Source organism: Rhodococcus sp. NKCM2511, from assembly GCF_014905595.1.
Classification (GTDB): Bacteria; Actinomycetota; Actinomycetes; order Mycobacteriales; family Mycobacteriaceae; genus Rhodococcoides; species Rhodococcoides fascians.
Genome location: NZ_BNHJ02000001.1, coordinates 557,703 through 573,622, shown reverse-complemented (window position 1 = coordinate 573,622; position 15,920 = coordinate 557,703). Strand labels below are relative to the sequence as shown.

18 protein-coding genes are annotated in these 15,920 nt (G+C 64.6%); 11 read left to right on the top strand and 7 right to left on the bottom strand.

Going from position 1 to position 15,920, the window contains the following annotated elements:
• Window positions 1–127: 127 nt before the first annotated feature.
• Genes JLZ96_RS02495 through truB form a run of 3 tightly spaced genes read left to right on the top strand, consistent with a single transcriptional unit; the run spans window position 128 to window position 2,681 of the window.
• A complete protein-coding gene (locus tag JLZ96_RS02495) occupies window positions 128–1,051 on the top strand; it encodes a metallophosphoesterase (RefSeq protein ID WP_027496756.1) in 924 nt (307 codons plus the stop codon).
• Entirely contained in the window at window positions 1,048–1,713 is a 666-nt protein-coding gene (gene npt / locus JLZ96_RS02490) for a 4'-phosphopantetheinyl transferase Npt (protein ID WP_032370820.1), read from the top strand. Before JLZ96_RS02495 ends, npt begins: the two co-directional genes overlap by 4 nt.
• A 35-nt stretch (window positions 1,714–1,748) precedes the next feature.
• Window positions 1,749–2,681: a tRNA pseudouridine(55) synthase TruB gene (gene truB / locus JLZ96_RS02485; RefSeq protein ID WP_201009445.1), complete on the top strand. Its 933-nt coding sequence runs from the start codon at window positions 1,749–1,751 to the stop codon at window positions 2,679–2,681.
• 43 nt (window positions 2,682–2,724) lie between these two features.
• On the opposite strand, the gene JLZ96_RS02480 is transcribed toward truB, so the two are convergent.
• The 4 genes from JLZ96_RS02480 to JLZ96_RS02465 are packed head-to-tail and all read right to left on the bottom strand — an operon-like array spanning window position 2,725 to window position 6,111.
• Window positions 2,725–3,477 (bottom strand): metal-dependent transcriptional regulator, encoded by a 753-nt coding sequence (locus tag JLZ96_RS02480; protein ID WP_370878688.1) that lies wholly within the window; start codon window positions 3,475–3,477, stop codon window positions 2,725–2,727.
• A 1-nt stretch (window position 3,478) separates the two neighbouring features.
• Window positions 3,479–4,306, bottom strand: a complete 828-nt coding sequence (locus JLZ96_RS02475; RefSeq protein WP_052053360.1) for a metal ABC transporter permease — start codon at window positions 4,304–4,306, stop codon at window positions 3,479–3,481.
• A 48-nt stretch (window positions 4,307–4,354) separates the two neighbouring features.
• Entirely contained in the window at window positions 4,355–5,152 is a 798-nt protein-coding gene (locus JLZ96_RS02470) for a metal ABC transporter ATP-binding protein (protein ID WP_045841827.1), read from the bottom strand.
• A complete protein-coding gene (locus JLZ96_RS02465) occupies window positions 5,149–6,111 on the bottom strand; it encodes a metal ABC transporter substrate-binding protein (protein ID WP_374758019.1) in 963 nt (320 codons plus the stop codon). The genes JLZ96_RS02470 and JLZ96_RS02465 overlap by 4 nt, the downstream gene beginning before the upstream one ends.
• Before the next feature lie 103 nt (window positions 6,112–6,214).
• Here JLZ96_RS02465 and JLZ96_RS02460 point away from each other — a divergent pair, with 103 nt between their 5' ends.
• The 4 genes from JLZ96_RS02460 to JLZ96_RS02445 all read left to right on the top strand — a co-directional run bounded on the left by JLZ96_RS02460 (window position 6,215) and on the right by JLZ96_RS02445 (window position 11,598).
• Window positions 6,215–7,183 carry a bifunctional riboflavin kinase/FAD synthetase gene (locus tag JLZ96_RS02460; protein ID WP_027496763.1) on the top strand — a complete coding sequence of 323 codons (969 nt, stop codon included), beginning with the start codon at window positions 6,215–6,217 and terminating at the stop codon, window positions 7,181–7,183.
• Between the two features lie 136 nt (window positions 7,184–7,319).
• Window positions 7,320–7,589 (top strand): 30S ribosomal protein S15, encoded by a 270-nt coding sequence (gene rpsO, locus JLZ96_RS02455; protein WP_027496764.1) that lies wholly within the window; start codon window positions 7,320–7,322, stop codon window positions 7,587–7,589.
• Between the two features lie 393 nt (window positions 7,590–7,982).
• Window positions 7,983–10,244, top strand: a complete 2,262-nt coding sequence (locus JLZ96_RS02450) for a polyribonucleotide nucleotidyltransferase (RefSeq protein WP_027496765.1) — start codon at window positions 7,983–7,985, stop codon at window positions 10,242–10,244.
• A gap of 94 nt (window positions 10,245–10,338) precedes the next feature.
• The gene (locus JLZ96_RS02445) at window positions 10,339–11,598 is read left to right on the top strand and encodes a pitrilysin family protein (protein ID WP_236254055.1); all 1,260 of its coding nucleotides are present in this window, start codon (window positions 10,339–10,341) and stop codon (window positions 11,596–11,598) included.
• Here JLZ96_RS02445 and JLZ96_RS02440 read toward each other — a convergent pair.
• A complete protein-coding gene (locus JLZ96_RS02440) occupies window positions 11,579–12,151 on the bottom strand; it encodes a TetR/AcrR family transcriptional regulator (RefSeq protein ID WP_236253815.1) in 573 nt (190 codons plus the stop codon). The two genes, JLZ96_RS02445 and JLZ96_RS02440, sit on opposite strands and share 20 nt — an antisense overlap.
• Window positions 12,152–12,204: 53 nt before the next feature.
• On the opposite strand from JLZ96_RS02440, the gene JLZ96_RS02435 reads away from it, so the two are divergent.
• From JLZ96_RS02435 to JLZ96_RS02425, 3 genes are read left to right on the top strand one after another with little or no spacing between them, the layout of a single operon-like run.
• Window positions 12,205–12,879, top strand: coding sequence for a 1-acyl-sn-glycerol-3-phosphate acyltransferase (locus tag JLZ96_RS02435; protein WP_167327791.1), 675 nt, complete (start codon window positions 12,205–12,207; stop codon window positions 12,877–12,879).
• Window positions 12,876–13,016, top strand: coding sequence for a hypothetical protein (locus JLZ96_RS02430; RefSeq protein WP_201009444.1), 141 nt, complete (start codon window positions 12,876–12,878; stop codon window positions 13,014–13,016). Before JLZ96_RS02435 ends, JLZ96_RS02430 begins: the two co-directional genes overlap by 4 nt.
• A 14-nt stretch (window positions 13,017–13,030) precedes the next feature.
• Window positions 13,031–13,672 (top strand): SDR family oxidoreductase, encoded by a 642-nt coding sequence (locus JLZ96_RS02425; RefSeq protein WP_201009443.1) that lies wholly within the window; start codon window positions 13,031–13,033, stop codon window positions 13,670–13,672.
• Window positions 13,673–13,691: 19 nt separating this feature from the next.
• Here JLZ96_RS02425 and JLZ96_RS02420 read toward each other — a convergent pair whose 3' ends face one another.
• A complete protein-coding gene (locus JLZ96_RS02420; protein ID WP_032372836.1) occupies window positions 13,692–14,435 on the bottom strand; it encodes a polyprenol monophosphomannose synthase in 744 nt (247 codons plus the stop codon).
• An 86-nt stretch (window positions 14,436–14,521) separates the two neighbouring features.
• The gene (locus JLZ96_RS02415) at window positions 14,522–15,289 is read right to left on the bottom strand and encodes a 2-phosphosulfolactate phosphatase (protein ID WP_201009442.1); all 768 of its coding nucleotides are present in this window, start codon (window positions 15,287–15,289) and stop codon (window positions 14,522–14,524) included.
• 71 nt (window positions 15,290–15,360) lie between these two features.
• Between JLZ96_RS02415 and JLZ96_RS02410 the strand changes: the two genes are divergently transcribed.
• Window positions 15,361–15,795 (top strand): hypothetical protein, encoded by a 435-nt coding sequence (locus tag JLZ96_RS02410; RefSeq protein WP_032366446.1) that lies wholly within the window; start codon window positions 15,361–15,363, stop codon window positions 15,793–15,795.
• The last annotated feature ends 125 nt before the right edge of the window (window positions 15,796–15,920 follow it).

The following is a 15,920-nucleotide window of genomic DNA, read 5'->3' as shown; positions in this document are numbered from 1 at the left end:
CGAACCGCAGCGGTTCACCCCCGCGTGCACCGCTGCGGAATCTCCGGGGAGTATTGGAGGTTGGTACGTTCTCGGGCGGTTGTGGCGATTCGACGTCGGCGGCCGAGTGCATCGGAAGGGATCATCAGTGGCAGCCAAGTTATGGGCAGTGAGCGACATTCATGTCGGACATCGAGGCAATCGACCTGTCACCGAGGACATTCATCCCGAGTCACCCGAGGATTGGCTGATCGTCGCCGGAGACGTCTCGGAGAAGACCGACGACATCAAATGGGCGCTCGAGCTGCTGCGCAGCCGCTTCGCGAAAGTGATCTGGGTTCCTGGCAATCACGAGTTGTGGACGACGGTGAAGGACCCCGTTCAGATCCACGGAGCAGCTCGGTACGAATACCTGGTCAATCTCTGCCGCGAGATCGACGTCGTCACTCCCGAGGATCCCTACCTGCTCTGGGAAGGCGAAGGTGGACCCGCGACGATAGTGCCGATGTTCCTGCTCTACGACTACACGTTTCTCCCGCAGGGTGCGCGGGACAAGGAGCACGGGCTGGCGATCGCGCGCGAGAAGAACGTCGTCGCCACCGACGAGTTCCTGCTGTCCTCTCAGCCGTACGCGACGCGCGATGCCTGGTGCCATGCCCGCATCGACGCCACCCGCGAGCGCCTCGACGCGCTGGACACCACGGTTCCCACCGTGCTCATCAACCACTTTCCGATGGTGCGTCAGCCGACCGAGGTGTTGTTCTACCCGGAGTTCGCCCTGTGGTGCGGTTCGACGCTGACGGCGGACTGGCACACCAGGTACAACGCGATCTGCTCGGTGTACGGTCACCTGCACATCCCGCGGACCACCTACTACGACGGCGTCCGCTTCGAGGAGGTCTCGGTGGGTTACCCGCGCGAATGGCAGCGCCGTGGACTGCCGAACAACGTTCTGCGCCAAATTCTTCCGGTTCCCGAGTATCCGCCGGGCACGTTGAACAAATGGGGCGGGCACTTCACCGTGACGCCCGAGATGGAGGCAGAGGTCGAGAAGATGAGGGCAGGCCAGTGATCGAATCGATTCTCCCCAATGGTGTTGTCTCGGCCGAATTGTTCACCGATCCACCGGGTTTGATGCCGCACCCACTCGAAGCGCCGTTGGTCGCCAAGGCTGTGGACAAGCGCAAACGTGAGTTCACCTCGGCTCGCCACTGCGCGCGTGTGGCGATGCAGAAGCTCGGTGTGGAGCCCGCGCCGATCATGCGCGGCACCTCCGGCGCACCGCAGTGGCCGAAGGGAGTGGTGGGGTCGTTGACGCACTGCGACGGCTACCGGGGTGCCGTTCTGGGCTACGCCATGCAGGTTCGCTCGGTGGGAATCGATGCCGAGCCACACGGACCTCTTCCCGACGGCGTGCTCGACGCGGTCAGCCTCGAAGCCGAGCGCGAGTGGCTCTCGACCGCGGGCCGAGAAGACGTCCACTGGGATCGAGTGTTGTTCTGCGCCAAGGAGGCGACGTACAAGGCTTGGGAGCCGCTGACCGGTCGCTGGCTCGGGTTCGAGGACGCGCACATCACGTTCGAGCGCACCGGCAGCGGCGACGACATCTCGGGAACGTTTCGATCCGAACTGCTGGTCCCGGGTGACACCGTATCCGGACCTCCGTTGACGGCTTTCGACGGTCGATGGATGGTGTCCGACGGTTTGGTGATGACGGCGATCTCGGTGATGTGACGACCGGCTCGTCGCGCCTGGCACAATGCACTCTCGTGAATGCTCGCGGAAAGATCTCGTCCGGTCTCGTCGGTGCCGGTGTGTTGGTGGTCGACAAGGGGCCGGGCGTCACCAGTCACGATGTCGTCGCGTCGTGCCGAAAGTTGTTGCAGACCAGAAAGGTCGGTCATGCGGGGACGTTGGACCCCATGGCGACCGGGGTGCTGGTTCTGGGCGTCGAGCGGGCGACCAAGATGCTCGGACTGCTGACGCTGACGACCAAGTCGTACACCGCCACCGTGCGACTGGGGCGCAGTACGACGACCGATGACGCCGAGGGTGAGGTGCTCGCCGACGTCCCGGCCACGAATGTCTCGGATTCGGATATTGCGGCCGGGGTCGCCGCACTCACCGGTGACATCGAGCAGGTTCCGGCCAGTGTCAGTGCCATCAAGGTCGACGGTCAGCGGGCACACAAGCTCTCGCGCGCCGGTGAGGAGTTCACCCTCGCCGCTCGCAAGGTCACTGTCACTCGCTTCGACGTGACGGCTCGCCGCGATGTCGTCGATTCCGATGGCCGGTTCGTCGACCTCGATGTCGAGGTGGACTGCACGTCGGGGACGTACGTGCGCGCGCTCGCACGGGATCTCGGCGCAGCACTGGGCGTCGGCGGTCACCTGACGGTTCTGCGCAGAACCAGGGTCGGGCCGTTCACGCTCGACCACGCCGTGACGCTCGAGGAATTGGCCGAGAATCCCGCTGTGGGCCTCGATATAGACGAGGCCGCGCGCACCGCATTTCCGCACCGACAGATCGATGCCGCCGAAGCGGAGTCGCTCAGCCAGGGACGCTGGCTCGATCCTGTCGGTATCGAGGGGGTCTACGCGGCTGTCGATCCCACCGGGCACACCATCGCGTTGCTGCAGGAAAAGGGCAAGCGGGCGAGCTCGGTGATGGTGGTGCGGCCGGCAACACTGCGCGGGTACTGATTTCCCGTTCGAGTCGGCCCTGCGACCCAGGGGACTGCACCGCTCAGGTGGCCGGAACCATCCAGATCGCTTCGGCGGCGCGGTGACCGAGATCGATGGACTCCGTGCTGCCGCGTCGGGCGAGTTCGATCGCCACCGTGCCGGCGTAGTCGCGTCGTTCGACCACGGTGATCGGTAGATCGAGCTCGATGCCGACCGAATCGAAGTACCGGAGCATTGCGGGGTCCGAATCGGAGATACGAGCAACTCGTCCCGACTGACCGTCGAGGTACTCGCTCAGTCTGGTTGCGGACGGCGTGTCGATCGACCCGTTGGCCGACGGAATCGGGTCCCCGTGTGGATCTCGTTCGGGGTGGCCGAGTTTGGCGTCTATCCGATCCATCATCAGATCGGATACCGCATGTTCGAGGATTTCTGCCTCGTCGTGGACCTCGTCCCAGCCGTACCCGAGTTCGCGAACGAGGTACGTCTCGATGAGACGGTGTCGACGGACCATGCCTATGGCCGCCAGTCGGCCCTTCTCGGTGAGTGAGATGGCACCGTACCGGGCGTGGTCCACCATGCCCTGATCGGCGAGTTTGCGAATCGCCTCGGACACCGTGGATGCGGACACGCCGATTCGTTCGGAGAGCATCTTGGTGCTGACGGAGTCTTCACTCCATTCGCTGGCCGTCCAGATGACCTTGAGGTAGTCCTGCGCAACTGCGGACAGCTGGACGCCCTCGTCGGCCGGAGCTGGATCGTCTTTTCGTTGCGCCACGTCGCCGAGCTTAGGCAATCCAATGGAAAAAGACATCTCACCCGGCCGGAGCCACCGTCACCTGTCCTCGGCGGCGTAGAGCGCGCGTGACGATGCCCTGCGCCGGGCTGAACAGGTACGCCAGCACGAACACCAGGCCTTGGGCCAGCACCACGCTGCCACCAGAGGAGACGTCGAGATAGAAACTGGCGTAGATACCGACCAGGGCGCAGCCCACCGAGATGGCGGGGGCAATCACCAGCATGCGGCCGAAGCTGTGGGTGAGTAGGTATGCGGTTGCGCCGGGTGTGATCAGCATGGCGACGACCAGGATGACGCCGACGGCCTGTAGCGCCACGACGGTCGTCAGCGCGAGCAGCGTCAACATCGCGGCCGAGATCACGCTCGGATTGATGCCGACCGCGCGAGCCTGCGTGCGGTCGAAGGCGAACAGAGTGAAATCGCGACGCTTGATCACCATCACGGCCAACGCCAGCCCGCCGAGCACGAACACCTGGATCATGTCCGACTGCGACACCCCGAGCAGGTTTCCGAACAAGATGTGGTTGAGGTCGATCTGGCTCGGAAACTTGGAGATCAGGACGACGCCGAGGGCGAACAACGTGGTGAACACGACGCCGATCGCGGCGTCCTCCTTGACGATGGTGGTGTTGCGAACCACCCCGATGGCACCGACCGCGATGAGTGCGAACAGCAGCGCGCCGATGGCGAACGGCGCACCCAGCAGATAGGACAGGGCGACGCCGGGGAGTACCGCGTGCGATACGGCGTCTCCCATCAGTGACCAGCCGATGAGTACGAGCCAGCAGCTCAACACTGCGCAGACGATCGAGGCGGTGACGGTCACCAACAGCGCACGCTGCATGAAGGTGTATTCGAGAGGATTGACGACGAAGTCGATCAGGTACACGGTTCAGCTCGCTTCCGAAGTAGGAGAGCTCGCGCCCAGTTCGTCGATCTTCGACGGGTCCATGCCGAAGGCCAGTGCCAGGTTCTCCGGGCGCAACACCTCGGCTGGACTGCCGTGCATCAGGACCCGCTGCTGCAGCAGGATTGCCTCGTCGCACAGTTCCGGAAGGGCGTGCAGATCGTGGGTGGACACCAGGACGGACGCACCCTGAGCGGCCAGTTCTCGGAGGAGTCGCGTGATCGTCGCCTCGGTCTTCTTGTCCACTCCTGCGAACGGCTCGTCGAGGAGCAGCAAGGACGCTTCCTGAGCGATGGCGCGGGCCACGAATGCCCGTTTGCGCTGTCCGCCGGAGAGTTGCCCGATCTGTCGATCGGCGAGCTCGGTGAGATCGACTCGTCTCAGGGCCGCGTCCACCGCAGCTCTGTCTGCCGCACGAGGGGTTCGGAGAAAGTTCTGTTTGCCGTAACGACCCATCATCACCACGTCCCGGACGCTGATGGGGAAGGTCCAGTCGACCGATTCGGCCTGGGGCACGTAGCTGACCGTCCCGGCTTTGCGGGCCCGGGCGGGGTCGCCGCCGAAGACCGTGATCGAACCGGCATCGGTCTTGACGACGCCCATGATGGCCTTGAACAGCGTCGACTTACCCGATCCGTTCATTCCGACCAGGCCGCAGACGCGTCCGGGTGCGAGGGTCAGGCTCGCGCCGACCAGCGCCACGACGTCTCGGTACCGAACGTCGACGGCGTCGACGGTCAGCGCGGCGCCGTCCCGGTTCGCACCCGAGATGTGCCGGGTCATCGTGTGCCCACCAACGCGTCGGCGATCAGCCGCGCGTCGTAACGCAGCAGATCGAGGTAGGTGGGCACGGGTCCGTCGGCGGCGCTGAGGGAGTCGACGTACAGCTTTCCGCCGAAGCGGGCACCCGTGTCGTCGGCGACCTGGAGCTGAGCCTTGTCCGAGACGGTCGACTCGCAGAAGACGGCAGGCACGTCGTTGTCACGAACGAAATCGATGGTGCGGACCACTTGTTTGGGTGTCCCTTCCTGTTCGGCATTGACCGGCCACAGATACGCCTCCTGCAGGTCGAAGTCGCGGGCCAGATAGCCGAACGCGCCCTCACACGTCACCAGAGCACGTTGCTGCGCCGGAAGTTGGGCCAGATCGGATTCCAGTTCGTCGCCGACCGACCGCAGCTCGGTGATGTACGCGGCGGCGTTGGCGCGGTATTCCTCGGCATGGACAGCGTCGAGCGCCACGAACGCGTCGGCGATGTTGGTGATGTAGGTCTGCGCCACGACCGGCGACATCCAGGCATGTGGATTGGCCTTGCCCGCATACGCGTCGTCGCGGATGTAGACGGGTTCCACGTGTGCGCTGACGACCGCGTGCGGTGCCGGCACCCGCTCGACGAACTTCTCGAACCACGCCTCGAGTCCCAGACCGTTGTCCAGGATCAGATCGGCGCTTTCGGCAGTGCGTAGGTCCCCGGGTGTGGGCTCGTACCCGTGAATCTCGGCTCCGGCCTTGGTGATCGACTCCACACGGAGGTGATCGCCTGCAACGTTCGCGGCCATGTCGGCCAGCACCGTGAACGTCGTCAGCACCAACGGTCTGCCGTCGTCCATCGACGTCGGCTCGTCGTCGCCGACCGCGCGAGCGCATCCGCTCGACGTCGCTACCAGCAGTCCCGCCACGGCCCAGCTCGCAACGATTCGACCCACGCGAGATCCGCGGGATCGAAGAAATAAGTTAGGCACCCCGAAATATTTACCGTGGGGACACCCTTTTGTCCATACCTGCCGCACGCGACACGCCTGTCCGAGGATGACCGAGCGGCCGCCGGGCCGTAGGATTCGCGGTGTGCAGAGATGGCGAGGTCTCGACGATGTACCTGCCGACTGGGGCCGATGTGTGCTCACGATCGGTGTGTTCGACGGCGTTCACCGCGGACATGCGCAGTTGATCGGTAGAGCAGTGGCCGCAGCTCGGGAACGCGGCGTACCCAGCGTGCTCATGACCTTCGATCCCCACCCGATGGAAGTGGTACGTCCTGGTAGTCACCCCGCGCAGTTGACGACGTTGACCCGGCGTGCCGAACTGGCCGAGGAACTGGGCATCGACGTGTTCTGTGTCATGCCGTTCACGCCCGAGTTGATGAAACTCACCCCCGAGCGATACGTGCACGAGATCCTCATCGAACGCCTGCACGTTGCAGAAGTGGTCGTCGGCGAGAACTTCACCTACGGGAAGAAGGCGCTCGGGACGGTCCCCATGCTGCGCAAGATCGGCGAACGGTCCGGCTTCGCGGTCGACGGAGTCAACCTGTTGGCCGAGCATGCCGTCACGTTCTCGTCCACCTACATCAGGTCGTGCGTGGACGCCGGGGACGTCGCGGCAGCAGCTGCAGCGCTCGGCCGCCCGCATCGCGTCGAGGGTGTCGTTGTGCACGGCGACGGACGCGGCCGTCAAATGGGCTATCCCACAGCCAATGTCGCTCCGCCGATGTACTCGGCCATACCGGCGGACGGGGTCTACGCGGCCTGGTTCACCGTGCTCGGCCCGGGTCCGATCATGGGGACGGTCACTCCGGGGGAGCGGCACCCGGCGGCGGTGTCGGTGGGCACGAATCCCACGTTCTCGGGACGCACCAGGACCGTCGAGGCGTTCGTGCTCGACGGCGAGGGAGACCTCTACGGGCAGCACGTGGCAGTCGACTTCGTCGAGCGACTGCGCGGAATGGAGAAGTTCGATTCCATGGAAGCTCTCGTGGAGGAGATGGGCCGGGACGCCGACCGGGCCCGCTCGATCCTGGCCGCCAGCGCAGCCTGATAGGCTGACTCCTCGGTGTTCGCTGCGGTCCGCGGCGGCTGCACCGGCTTCGATACCGCCCGGATGATCACGCATCGTCCACGGCGGGGCCCGTTGCTTCCTTTCACGCGGACGTCATTGATCAGGAGTAGTACCAGTGGCATTGACCACCGAACAGAAGAAGGCCGTTCTCGGCGAGTACGGCTTGCACCCCACCGACACGGGTTCGCCCGAGGCGCAGGTTGCAATGCTCACCAAGCGCATCGTCGACTTGACCGAGCACCTCAAGATGCACAAGCACGATCACCACTCCCGCCGCGGCCTGTTGCTGCTGGTCGGACGTCGTCGTCGTCTGCTCAAGTACATCGCGAAGGTAGACGTCACTCGCTACCGTTCGCTCATCGAGCGTCTGGGTCTGCGTCGATAATTTCGATCGACGCGAGGATGTTGCCGATGCATGGTTCGACGCGCCGGTGTACACCCGACTCGCAGCAATAGTGCAGTAGCCAACGAGGCAGTGCTTAGACTGTTCCTCGTTGGCTTTCTGTGTTTGTACCGCAACAACAGGATAGTCAGCACGACCAGCGGATACACGGTATCCGCACACCGCCGTGTATGCCTGTCACGCCGTGGTGTCGGTCTTCGGTAGTGGCTTTTCGGATACGAGATCCGGAGGGCTTCGATCGATGGCCGCCTCCGCGCAGCCGCGTCCCGAGACGAACTCTCGGAGATGGACGGCACAGGTATGCCGCCACAGCCAGGAGGGCTGGTGGTGTGTCCACGCGGGCACGGCAAAGACGAGAGGACGAGAACAGAACACATGTCGGACACCACAACATTGGACGCCGAAGAAGGCGTCTACGAAGCAACAGCGATCATCGACAACGGCTCTTTCGGTAAGCGGAGCATCCGCTTCGAGACGGGTCGCCTCGCACAGCAGGCCGCAGGCGCAGTCGCCGCGTACCTCGACGAGGACACCATGCTGCTGTCGGCAACGACGGCGGGCAAGCACCCCCGTGAGGGATTCGATTTCTTCCCGCTGACGGTCGACGTCGAAGAGCGCATGTACGCCGCGGGCCGTATCCCCGGATCGTTCTTCCGCCGCGAGGGCCGTCCGTCCACCGACGCCATCCTCACCTGCCGCCTGATCGACCGGCCGCTGCGTCCGACGTTCGTCGACGGACTGCGCAACGAGATCCAGGTCGTCATCACGGTCATGAGCCTCAACCCGGCCGATCTGTACGACGTCGTCGCGATCAACGCCGCGTCGGCATCGACCCAGATCGCCGGCCTGCCGTTCTCCGGTCCGATCGGCGGCGTTCGCGTCGCGCTGATCGACAAGCAGTGGGTTGCGTTCCCGACCAACGAGCAGCTCGAGAAGGCCGTGTTCAACATGGTCGTCGCCGGCCGCATCGTCTCCGGCTCCGGTGCCGACGCCGACGTCGCGATCATGATGGTCGAGGCCGAGGCCACCGAGAACGTCATCGAGCTCATCGAGGGCGGCGCTACCGCACCCAACGAGGCAGTTGTCGCCGAGGGCCTCGAGGCCTCGAAGCCCTTCATCGCAGCCCTGTGCACCGCACAGCAGGAGCTCGCGTCCAAGGCCGCCAAGCCGACCGGCGACTACCCGGTCTTCCCGGCGTACCAGAGCGACGTCTTCGAAGCCGTCGAGAACGCCGCGAAGATCCCGCTCAACGAGGCACTGACCATTGCCGGCAAGGCCGAGCGCGAGAACAAGCTCGACGAGGTCAAGGCTCAGGTCCTCACCTCGGTCGGAGACAGCTTCGCCGGCCGCGAGAAGGAGATCGGTGCCGCGTTCCGCGCACTGACCAAGAAGTCGGTTCGCCAGCGCATCCTCACCGATCACTTCCGCATCGACGGCCGCGGCATCACCGACATCCGGTCGTTGTCCGCCGAGGTCGCGATCATCCCGCGTACCCACGGATCGGCTCTGTTCGAGCGCGGCGAGACCCAGATCCTGGGCGTCACCACCCTCGACATGGTCAAGATGGCGCAGCAGGTCGACTCGCTCGGGCCCGAGACGTCCAAGCGCTACATGCACCATTACAACTTCCCGCCGTACTCCACCGGTGAGACCGGCCGCGTCGGTTCGCCGAAGCGTCGCGAGATCGGTCACGGCGCACTCGCCGAGCGCGCTCTGCTGCCGGTTCTGCCCAGCCAGGCAGAGTTCCCGTACGCCATCCGCCAGGTCTCCGAGGCATTGAGCTCCAACGGCTCGACCTCGATGGGCTCGGTCTGCGCATCGACTCTGTCGCTGCTCAATGCCGGTGTGCCGCTGCGTGCCCCGGTTGCCGGTATCGCGATGGGCCTCGTGTCCGACGAGGTCGACGGCGAGACTCGCTACGTCGCCCTCACCGACATCCTCGGTGCCGAGGACGCGTTCGGCGACATGGACTTCAAGGTCGCCGGAACCAAGGACTTCGTCACCGCCCTGCAGCTCGACACCAAGCTCGACGGCATTCCCTCCAAGGTGCTCGCCGGCGCGCTGTCACAGGCGAAGGATGCTCGCACGACGATCCTCGAGGTCATGGCCGAGGCCATCGACACCCCGGACGAGATGAGCCCGTACGCACCTCGCGTCACCGCGATCAAGGTGCCGGTCGACAAGATCGGCGAGGTCATCGGGCCCAAGGGCAAGATGATCAACTCCATCACCGAGCAGACCGGTGCCAACATCTCGATCGAAGATGACGGCACTGTCTACGTCGGTGCAGCGGACGGCCCGTCCGCACAGGCCGCGATCGACATGATCAACGCCATCGCCAACCCGCAGCTGCCGAAGGTCGGCGAGCGATTCCTCGGAACCGTCGTCAAGACAACGGCTTTCGGTGCATTCGTCTCGCTGCTCCCGGGCCGCGACGGACTGGTGCACATCTCGAAGCTCGGTAACGGCAAGCGCATCAACAAGGTCGAGGACGTCGTGAGCGTCGGGTCGAAGTTGCGCGTCGAGATCGCCGATATCGACAACCGCGGCAAGATCAGCCTCGTTCCCGTCGAAGACGACAACGCAGCTGCTCCCGCCGACGCTCCCGAGGCACCCGCCGAGGTCAGCGCTGAGTAAGAAGCAAGCGAGCCGAACGGTACGTCCCCTCGGGACGTACCGTTCGGCCGTTCCAGAGACCAGCGGCACCGACACGGGCGTTCGACGCACGACTCTGCCCGGCGGCCTTCGGGTCGTCACCGAGTTCGTTCCCGGCGTTCGCTCGGCATCGGTCGGTGTGTGGGTCGGCGTCGGCTCGCGCGACGAGCAACCCAGCGTCGCCGGTGCTGCGCACTTCCTCGAACATCTGCTGTTCAAGTCGACGCCGACGCGTAGTGCGCTCGAGATCGCCCAGGTGATGGACGGTGTCGGGGGAGAGCTGAACGCATTCACTTCCAAGGAGAGCACGTGCTTCTACGCGCACGTGCTCGACGAGGACGTCGCGCTCGCGATCGATCTCGTCAGCGATGTGGTGCTTCGTGGTCGGTGTAGATCGGCAGACGTGGACGTCGAGCGTCAGGTGGTCCTCGAAGAGATCTCCATGCGCGACGACGATCCCGAGGATCTCCTGGGAGATGCTTTCCTGGAAGCGATGTTCGGTGATCACCCGATCGGGCGTCCGATCATCGGATCTGTCGAATCCATCGAATCGATGACCCGTTCCCAACTGCATTCGTTCCATGTTCGCCGCTATACGCCGCAACGGATGGTCGTCGCCGTCGCAGGCAACGTCGATCACAAGCAGATCGTGTCGTTGGTACGTCGCGCCTTCGCGGGTCATCTGGAAAAGGGCCTGCGGCCGGCCGAAAGGCGTAGCGGTTCAGCGCGATTGCGGCAGAATCCGACGCTGAGCCTGACCACCCGGGACAGCGAACAGGCGCATCTGTGCCTGGGCGTGCGGGCGTTCGGACGTCACGAAGGACACCGCTGGGCATTGTCGGTACTGAATTCTGCTGTCGGCGGTGGGCTCAGTTCTCGCCTGTTCCAGGAGATCAGGGAAGAGCGCGGACTGGCTTACTCGGTGTACTCCTCGGTGGATACGTTTGCCGACAGCGGGGCGTTCTCGGTGTACGCGGGATGTCAGCCGGAGAACCTGGGCGAGGTCACCACGGTGATTCGCGAGGTGCTCGCCAAGGTTGCGGCCGAGGGCATCACCGATGCCGAGTGCGCTCGCGCCAAGGGTTCGTTGCGCGGTGGATTGGTGCTGGGACTGGAGGATTCGGGTTCTCGGATGAACCGTATCGGTCGCAGCGAACTGAACTACGGCAATCACCGCGACATCACCGACACGTTGGCGCGCATCGACAGTGTCGGCAACGACGAGGTACGCGAGGTAGTGGCCGTGTTGCTCGACCGGCCTTTCGGTGCCGCAGTGGTAGGCCCCTACAAGAACGTCCGCCAGCTGCCGGCGTCGGTCAAGTCCCTGGTCCGGTAGCGTCGGCGATCACGTCGCGCACTGCGCATCGGATCAGGTCCGGCACTGCCGAGGTGTCGGTGATCGGCTCGAACGCTCGAGTGGCGTGGAGCGCCGCAATTCCGTGCACGGAGGTCCACAGTCTCAGTGCTGTGAACTGTGGATTCTCCGGCACGACGGCATCGAGTGTCGAGGTGAGAGCCTCGAACAGGGGTCGCGACTGTCCGCGCAGATTCTCGCCGGAGCCCTCGAGCAGGTCGTGTCGAAAGATGAGCGCGAACATCGCGGGGCGCTGCGCCGCGAACTGCACGTACGCGTGCGCCATCGCATCCAGTGCATCTCGGGGCGAATCCGACTGCTGTGCAGCAGAATTCAGTGCGGTCACGAGATCGACCAGACCGACTCGGGCCACGGCCGCGGCCAAAGCGCTCAGTGTCGGAAAATACCGTCTCGGTGCGCCGTGCGATACGCCGGCTTCACGCGTGACCGCTCTGATGGTGAGCCCGCCCTGTCCCTCGTTTTCGAGCAGGCGGACGCCTGCGTCCACCAGTCGAGTCCGAAGGTTTTCAGCCACGTAGACATTGTCTACTCTCAGCCGTGACGATGTCCAGCCGAGAGGATCGATCAATGTGGTATCTGCTTTTCAAATATGTGCTGATCGGCCCGATCCTCCGAGTTCTCGGCCGTCCGTCGGTGGTCGGCGCAGGCAATATCCCGAAGACGGGACCGGTGATCATCGCCGGCAACCACCTCACCGTCGTCGACTCGTTCTTTCTCGTCCTCCTGGTTCGTCGCCGAGTCACGTTCATCGCCAAGAGTGAGTACTTCACCGGCCGGGGAATCAAGGGCGCGGCGCTTCGCTGGTTCTACAGCGCGACAGGTCAGGTTCCCGTCGACCGCCGCGGGGCAGATGCTTCGGCTCCGGCGCTCGATGCCGCGAAAAGTATTCTGCGACAACGGAAGGTGTGGGCGGTGTACCCGGAGGGGACGCGATCTCCCGACGGCCGGTTGTACAAGGGCAAGACCGGGCTGGCAAGAGTAGCGCTCGAGACGGGAGCGCCCGTCGTGCCGGTGGTGATGCACGGGACGCTCGGAGTCAACCCGGTGGGCTCGAGGATGTGGCGGCCGGGCAAGGTGCGCATGGTCGTCGGCGAACCATTGGATTTCACGAGATACGCAGGGGGAGAAAACAGTAAAGCCATTCTGCGGGCAACCACCGATGAGGTGATGGCAGCGCTGGCGAACCTGTCGGGGCAGGACTACGTCGACGTGTACGCCGCGACGGTGAAGGACGCGGCATGACCTCGGACGCGCAGGCACGCGGAAGAACAGTCCTCGTCACCGGCGTCGGTCGGAGGGAAGGAATCGGCTTCGCCATCACCCGCAGGTTGCTGCAGGACGAGCGCGCCCGCGTCTTCGCGCAATCATGCGATGCCTAAGACGTCAGAGAACCGTGGGGAGTGGGAACGCCGGGAGCGGTGCAGGGTCTCGCCGAGTTATCCACTGCGCAAGCAGACTCGGGCATCTGGACATCGATCTCTTCCATGTCGAAGCGCCTGCCGCCCTGTTCGACGCTGTCGAATCCAGGTTCGGTGCCGTCGACTCGTTGGTGATCAACCATGCGCGATCACAGCTGGGCGAACTGGGTTCTCTGACGGCAGAGAACCTCGACCTGACGTGGGCGGTGAACGTGCGCGCGTCGTTGCTTCTGGTGCAGGAATTCGCGCAACGGTACGTCGATCATCCTGACGGCGGACGCGTCGTGCTGTTCACGTCCGGGCAGGGAGAGGGGCCGATGCCAACCGAGATTCCCTATGCGGTGACCAAGGGTGCCATCGCCGCGATCACACCGACCGTGGCCGATTCCCTGATCGAACGTGGCATCACCGTCAACACGATCAATCCGGGTCCGACCGATACCGGTTGGGCAAGTGCGGATCTGAACGAATTCGTAGAGCGTCACATGCCGCGCGGTCGGTGGAACTCACCAGAAGAGGCCGCAGCGGTCGTGGCGATGTTGCTCTCGCACGATTCGGGTTCGATCACCGGACAGGTCATCGGGGCCGAAGGCGGATTCCGACGCTTCACGCCGTGATCACGGCGCGGCACCTCGGTCAGAGCTTCTTCTTGTTCCGCAACAACTTCCAGGGCACCAAGGCAGATTCGAGCTGGACCGACAGGCTCATCTTGGATTCGCCCTCGCTGCGCTCCTCGAACGTGATGGGGACTTCGGCGAGCGTGAGCCCGTGTTTGACGGTGCGGTAGTTCATCTCGACCTGGAACGCGTACCCGTTGCTCTCCACCGACGCAACGTCGATCGTGCGGAGCGTGCGGGCATGCCACGCCTTGAAGCCGGCGGTGGCGTCCTTGACTCCGAGACGAAGAATCGTGTTCACGTAGAAGTTGGCCCACGCCGACAGCGCCTTGCGGTGCCACGGCCAGTCCGCCGCGACCGAACCGCCGGGGACGTAGCGCGAACCCAGCACGACCGCGGCGTCGGTGCTCCGCAGCTTGTCGATCATCGCCGGAATCACCTCGGTGGGGTGCGACAGGTCGGCGTCCATCTGGATCACGATGTCGGCTCCCTCGTCGAGGGCCCGTGTCATGCCGGCCACGTATGCGCGGCCCAGACCGTTCTTCTCGGTGCGGTGCAGAACGGAGACCTCGAGGGGACCGTCGATGGCGAGTTTGTCGGCGATGTCGCCGGTTCCGTCGGGGGAATTGTCGTCGACCACGAGAACACCGAGCCCCTCGACCTTCAGCCCGGCCAGCAGTTCGACCAGCTTGGGGAGGTTCTCGCGTTCGTTGTACGTCGGTACAACGACGGTGGTCTTCGGGGCGACTCGTTCCGTACTCACCACCGTATGATCCGTGATTCCGTGGTCCGATCAAAATTTCGGACACGATCGGCCGCGTCGGTGCGGGTTTCATAGGCCCGATGGGGCTATCGGCCTCGGTGCTCGACGAAGGTCTCGCCGCGCAGTATCGGCACGCAGGAACTCGAGCCGACCTCGGCGGCGATGTCGACGTCCTCGGGGTGGCCCATCGCTATGAGCTCCCGCCCCGAGCCGCATCGCCGCAGGCCGGTAGCTATATCCGACGCGGCCGCGTGCCACGCGGTCGCAGCGACCACCGCCTCGGGGGATGGATCGAACAGGCCGGACTCCACGAGCGGTGCCAGCACGGCTCCGGCACCCCACAAGTCCTCCACTGCGGGCCGCAACGACGAATCCGGCCATCTCTCACCGGCGGCTATGACGGCAATCACGCTGTGGGGATGGTCGTCGACGACCCACTGCGCGATCGCGGCGGCGTTGCGGAGTGATGCGCCCACGCACGTGTCGACCCGGGCGGCGAGTGCGTGGGCGATCGTGGAACCGTTCGGCGACGGCAACACGAGTCGTCTCGGTGGCGGCGCGGCGGCGCGCACGGTGGCAGGACACAAGCTGACGTCTCCCGGCGTGGCAACCGAACGGCCGACTGCGAGAACGGCGTCGTGTTGCTCGGCCAGGTGGGTGGCACGGTCGTCGCGCCATCGGCTGGGTACGACCTCGATTCCGGCGTCCATCGCCACCGTCAGAGTGGTCGTGAACGACAGGACGTCCACGACGACGGCGATGTCGGCACCGGCGACCACAGCGTCGATCGCGGACAGGCCCCACTCGAAGCGCAATGCGCAGTCGTTCTGAGTGTGGGCGGAGTCGACCGGCATTGCGGAACCGTAACCAACATTGTGTCCGGTGCTACGTTCGGCCCGGACAGCGGAACCAAGGGGAGGCGCGGATGCAGCTGGAGATCGACACGAAAGTGATCGTGTTCGCGTCGGGTGTGTTGCTGATGTGGGCGTTGGCGCTCGGCGTGCTCAAGTACCACCAGATGTCCACGTCGAGCGACGGAACCGCGCACCGATACGTCGACATCGCGCATCGGGCAGCGTTGATGTACTCCTTCGCTGCGCTCGTTCTGGCGGCTCTCGCGCACTACAGCGCCTGGCCGACGGTGGTCGACCTGACCGCAGCGGTGGTGGTGCTGGTGTTCTTCGTCGCCGCGATCGCCGGCTACACCGTGCACGGGATCCGGCGAGACACCGAGAATCAGTTCGTCCATCCCGTTCCGGGGACGCACCTGTTCATGCTCGCTCTGATCGTCGGCGAGATCGGCGGGACCGCGGTACTGCTGGCCGGATTTTTCGCCGAACAATTCTTGGGACGGTCCTAGTGTCGCTCGGTCCCGAGGACGGTTGTGACGCAAGCATTTCCGATTTGTCCGAATAACCGACAATCGCGAAAACAAACACCACCTTTCCTCCGGCGCGGAAACAATGGATGGCTTAGCGTCGGGAA

Excerpts from the sequence above, each read along its gene's own strand:
- JLZ96_RS02480 (WP_370878688.1), bottom strand. The coding sequence starts at position 3,477 with ATGTCTTTTTCCATTGGATTGCCTAAGCTCGGCGACGTGGCGCAACGA.
- JLZ96_RS02475 (WP_052053360.1), bottom strand. The coding sequence starts at position 4,306 with ATGCAGCGTGCGCTGTTGGTGACCGTCACCGCCTCGATCGTCTGCGCA.
- JLZ96_RS02470 (WP_045841827.1), bottom strand. The coding sequence starts at position 5,152 with ATGACCCGGCACATCTCGGGTGCGAACCGGGACGGCGCCGCGCTGACC.
- JLZ96_RS02450 (WP_027496765.1), top strand. The coding sequence starts at position 7,983 with ATGTCGGACACCACAACATTGGACGCCGAAGAAGGCGTCTACGAAGCA.
- JLZ96_RS02435 (WP_167327791.1), top strand. The coding sequence starts at position 12,205 with ATGTGGTATCTGCTTTTCAAATATGTGCTGATCGGCCCGATCCTCCGA.
- JLZ96_RS02430 (WP_201009444.1), top strand. The coding sequence starts at position 12,876 with ATGACCTCGGACGCGCAGGCACGCGGAAGAACAGTCCTCGTCACCGGC.
- JLZ96_RS02415 (WP_201009442.1), bottom strand. The coding sequence starts at position 15,289 with ATGCCGGTCGACTCCGCCCACACTCAGAACGACTGCGCATTGCGCTTC.
- JLZ96_RS02410 (WP_032366446.1), top strand. The coding sequence starts at position 15,361 with ATGCAGCTGGAGATCGACACGAAAGTGATCGTGTTCGCGTCGGGTGTG.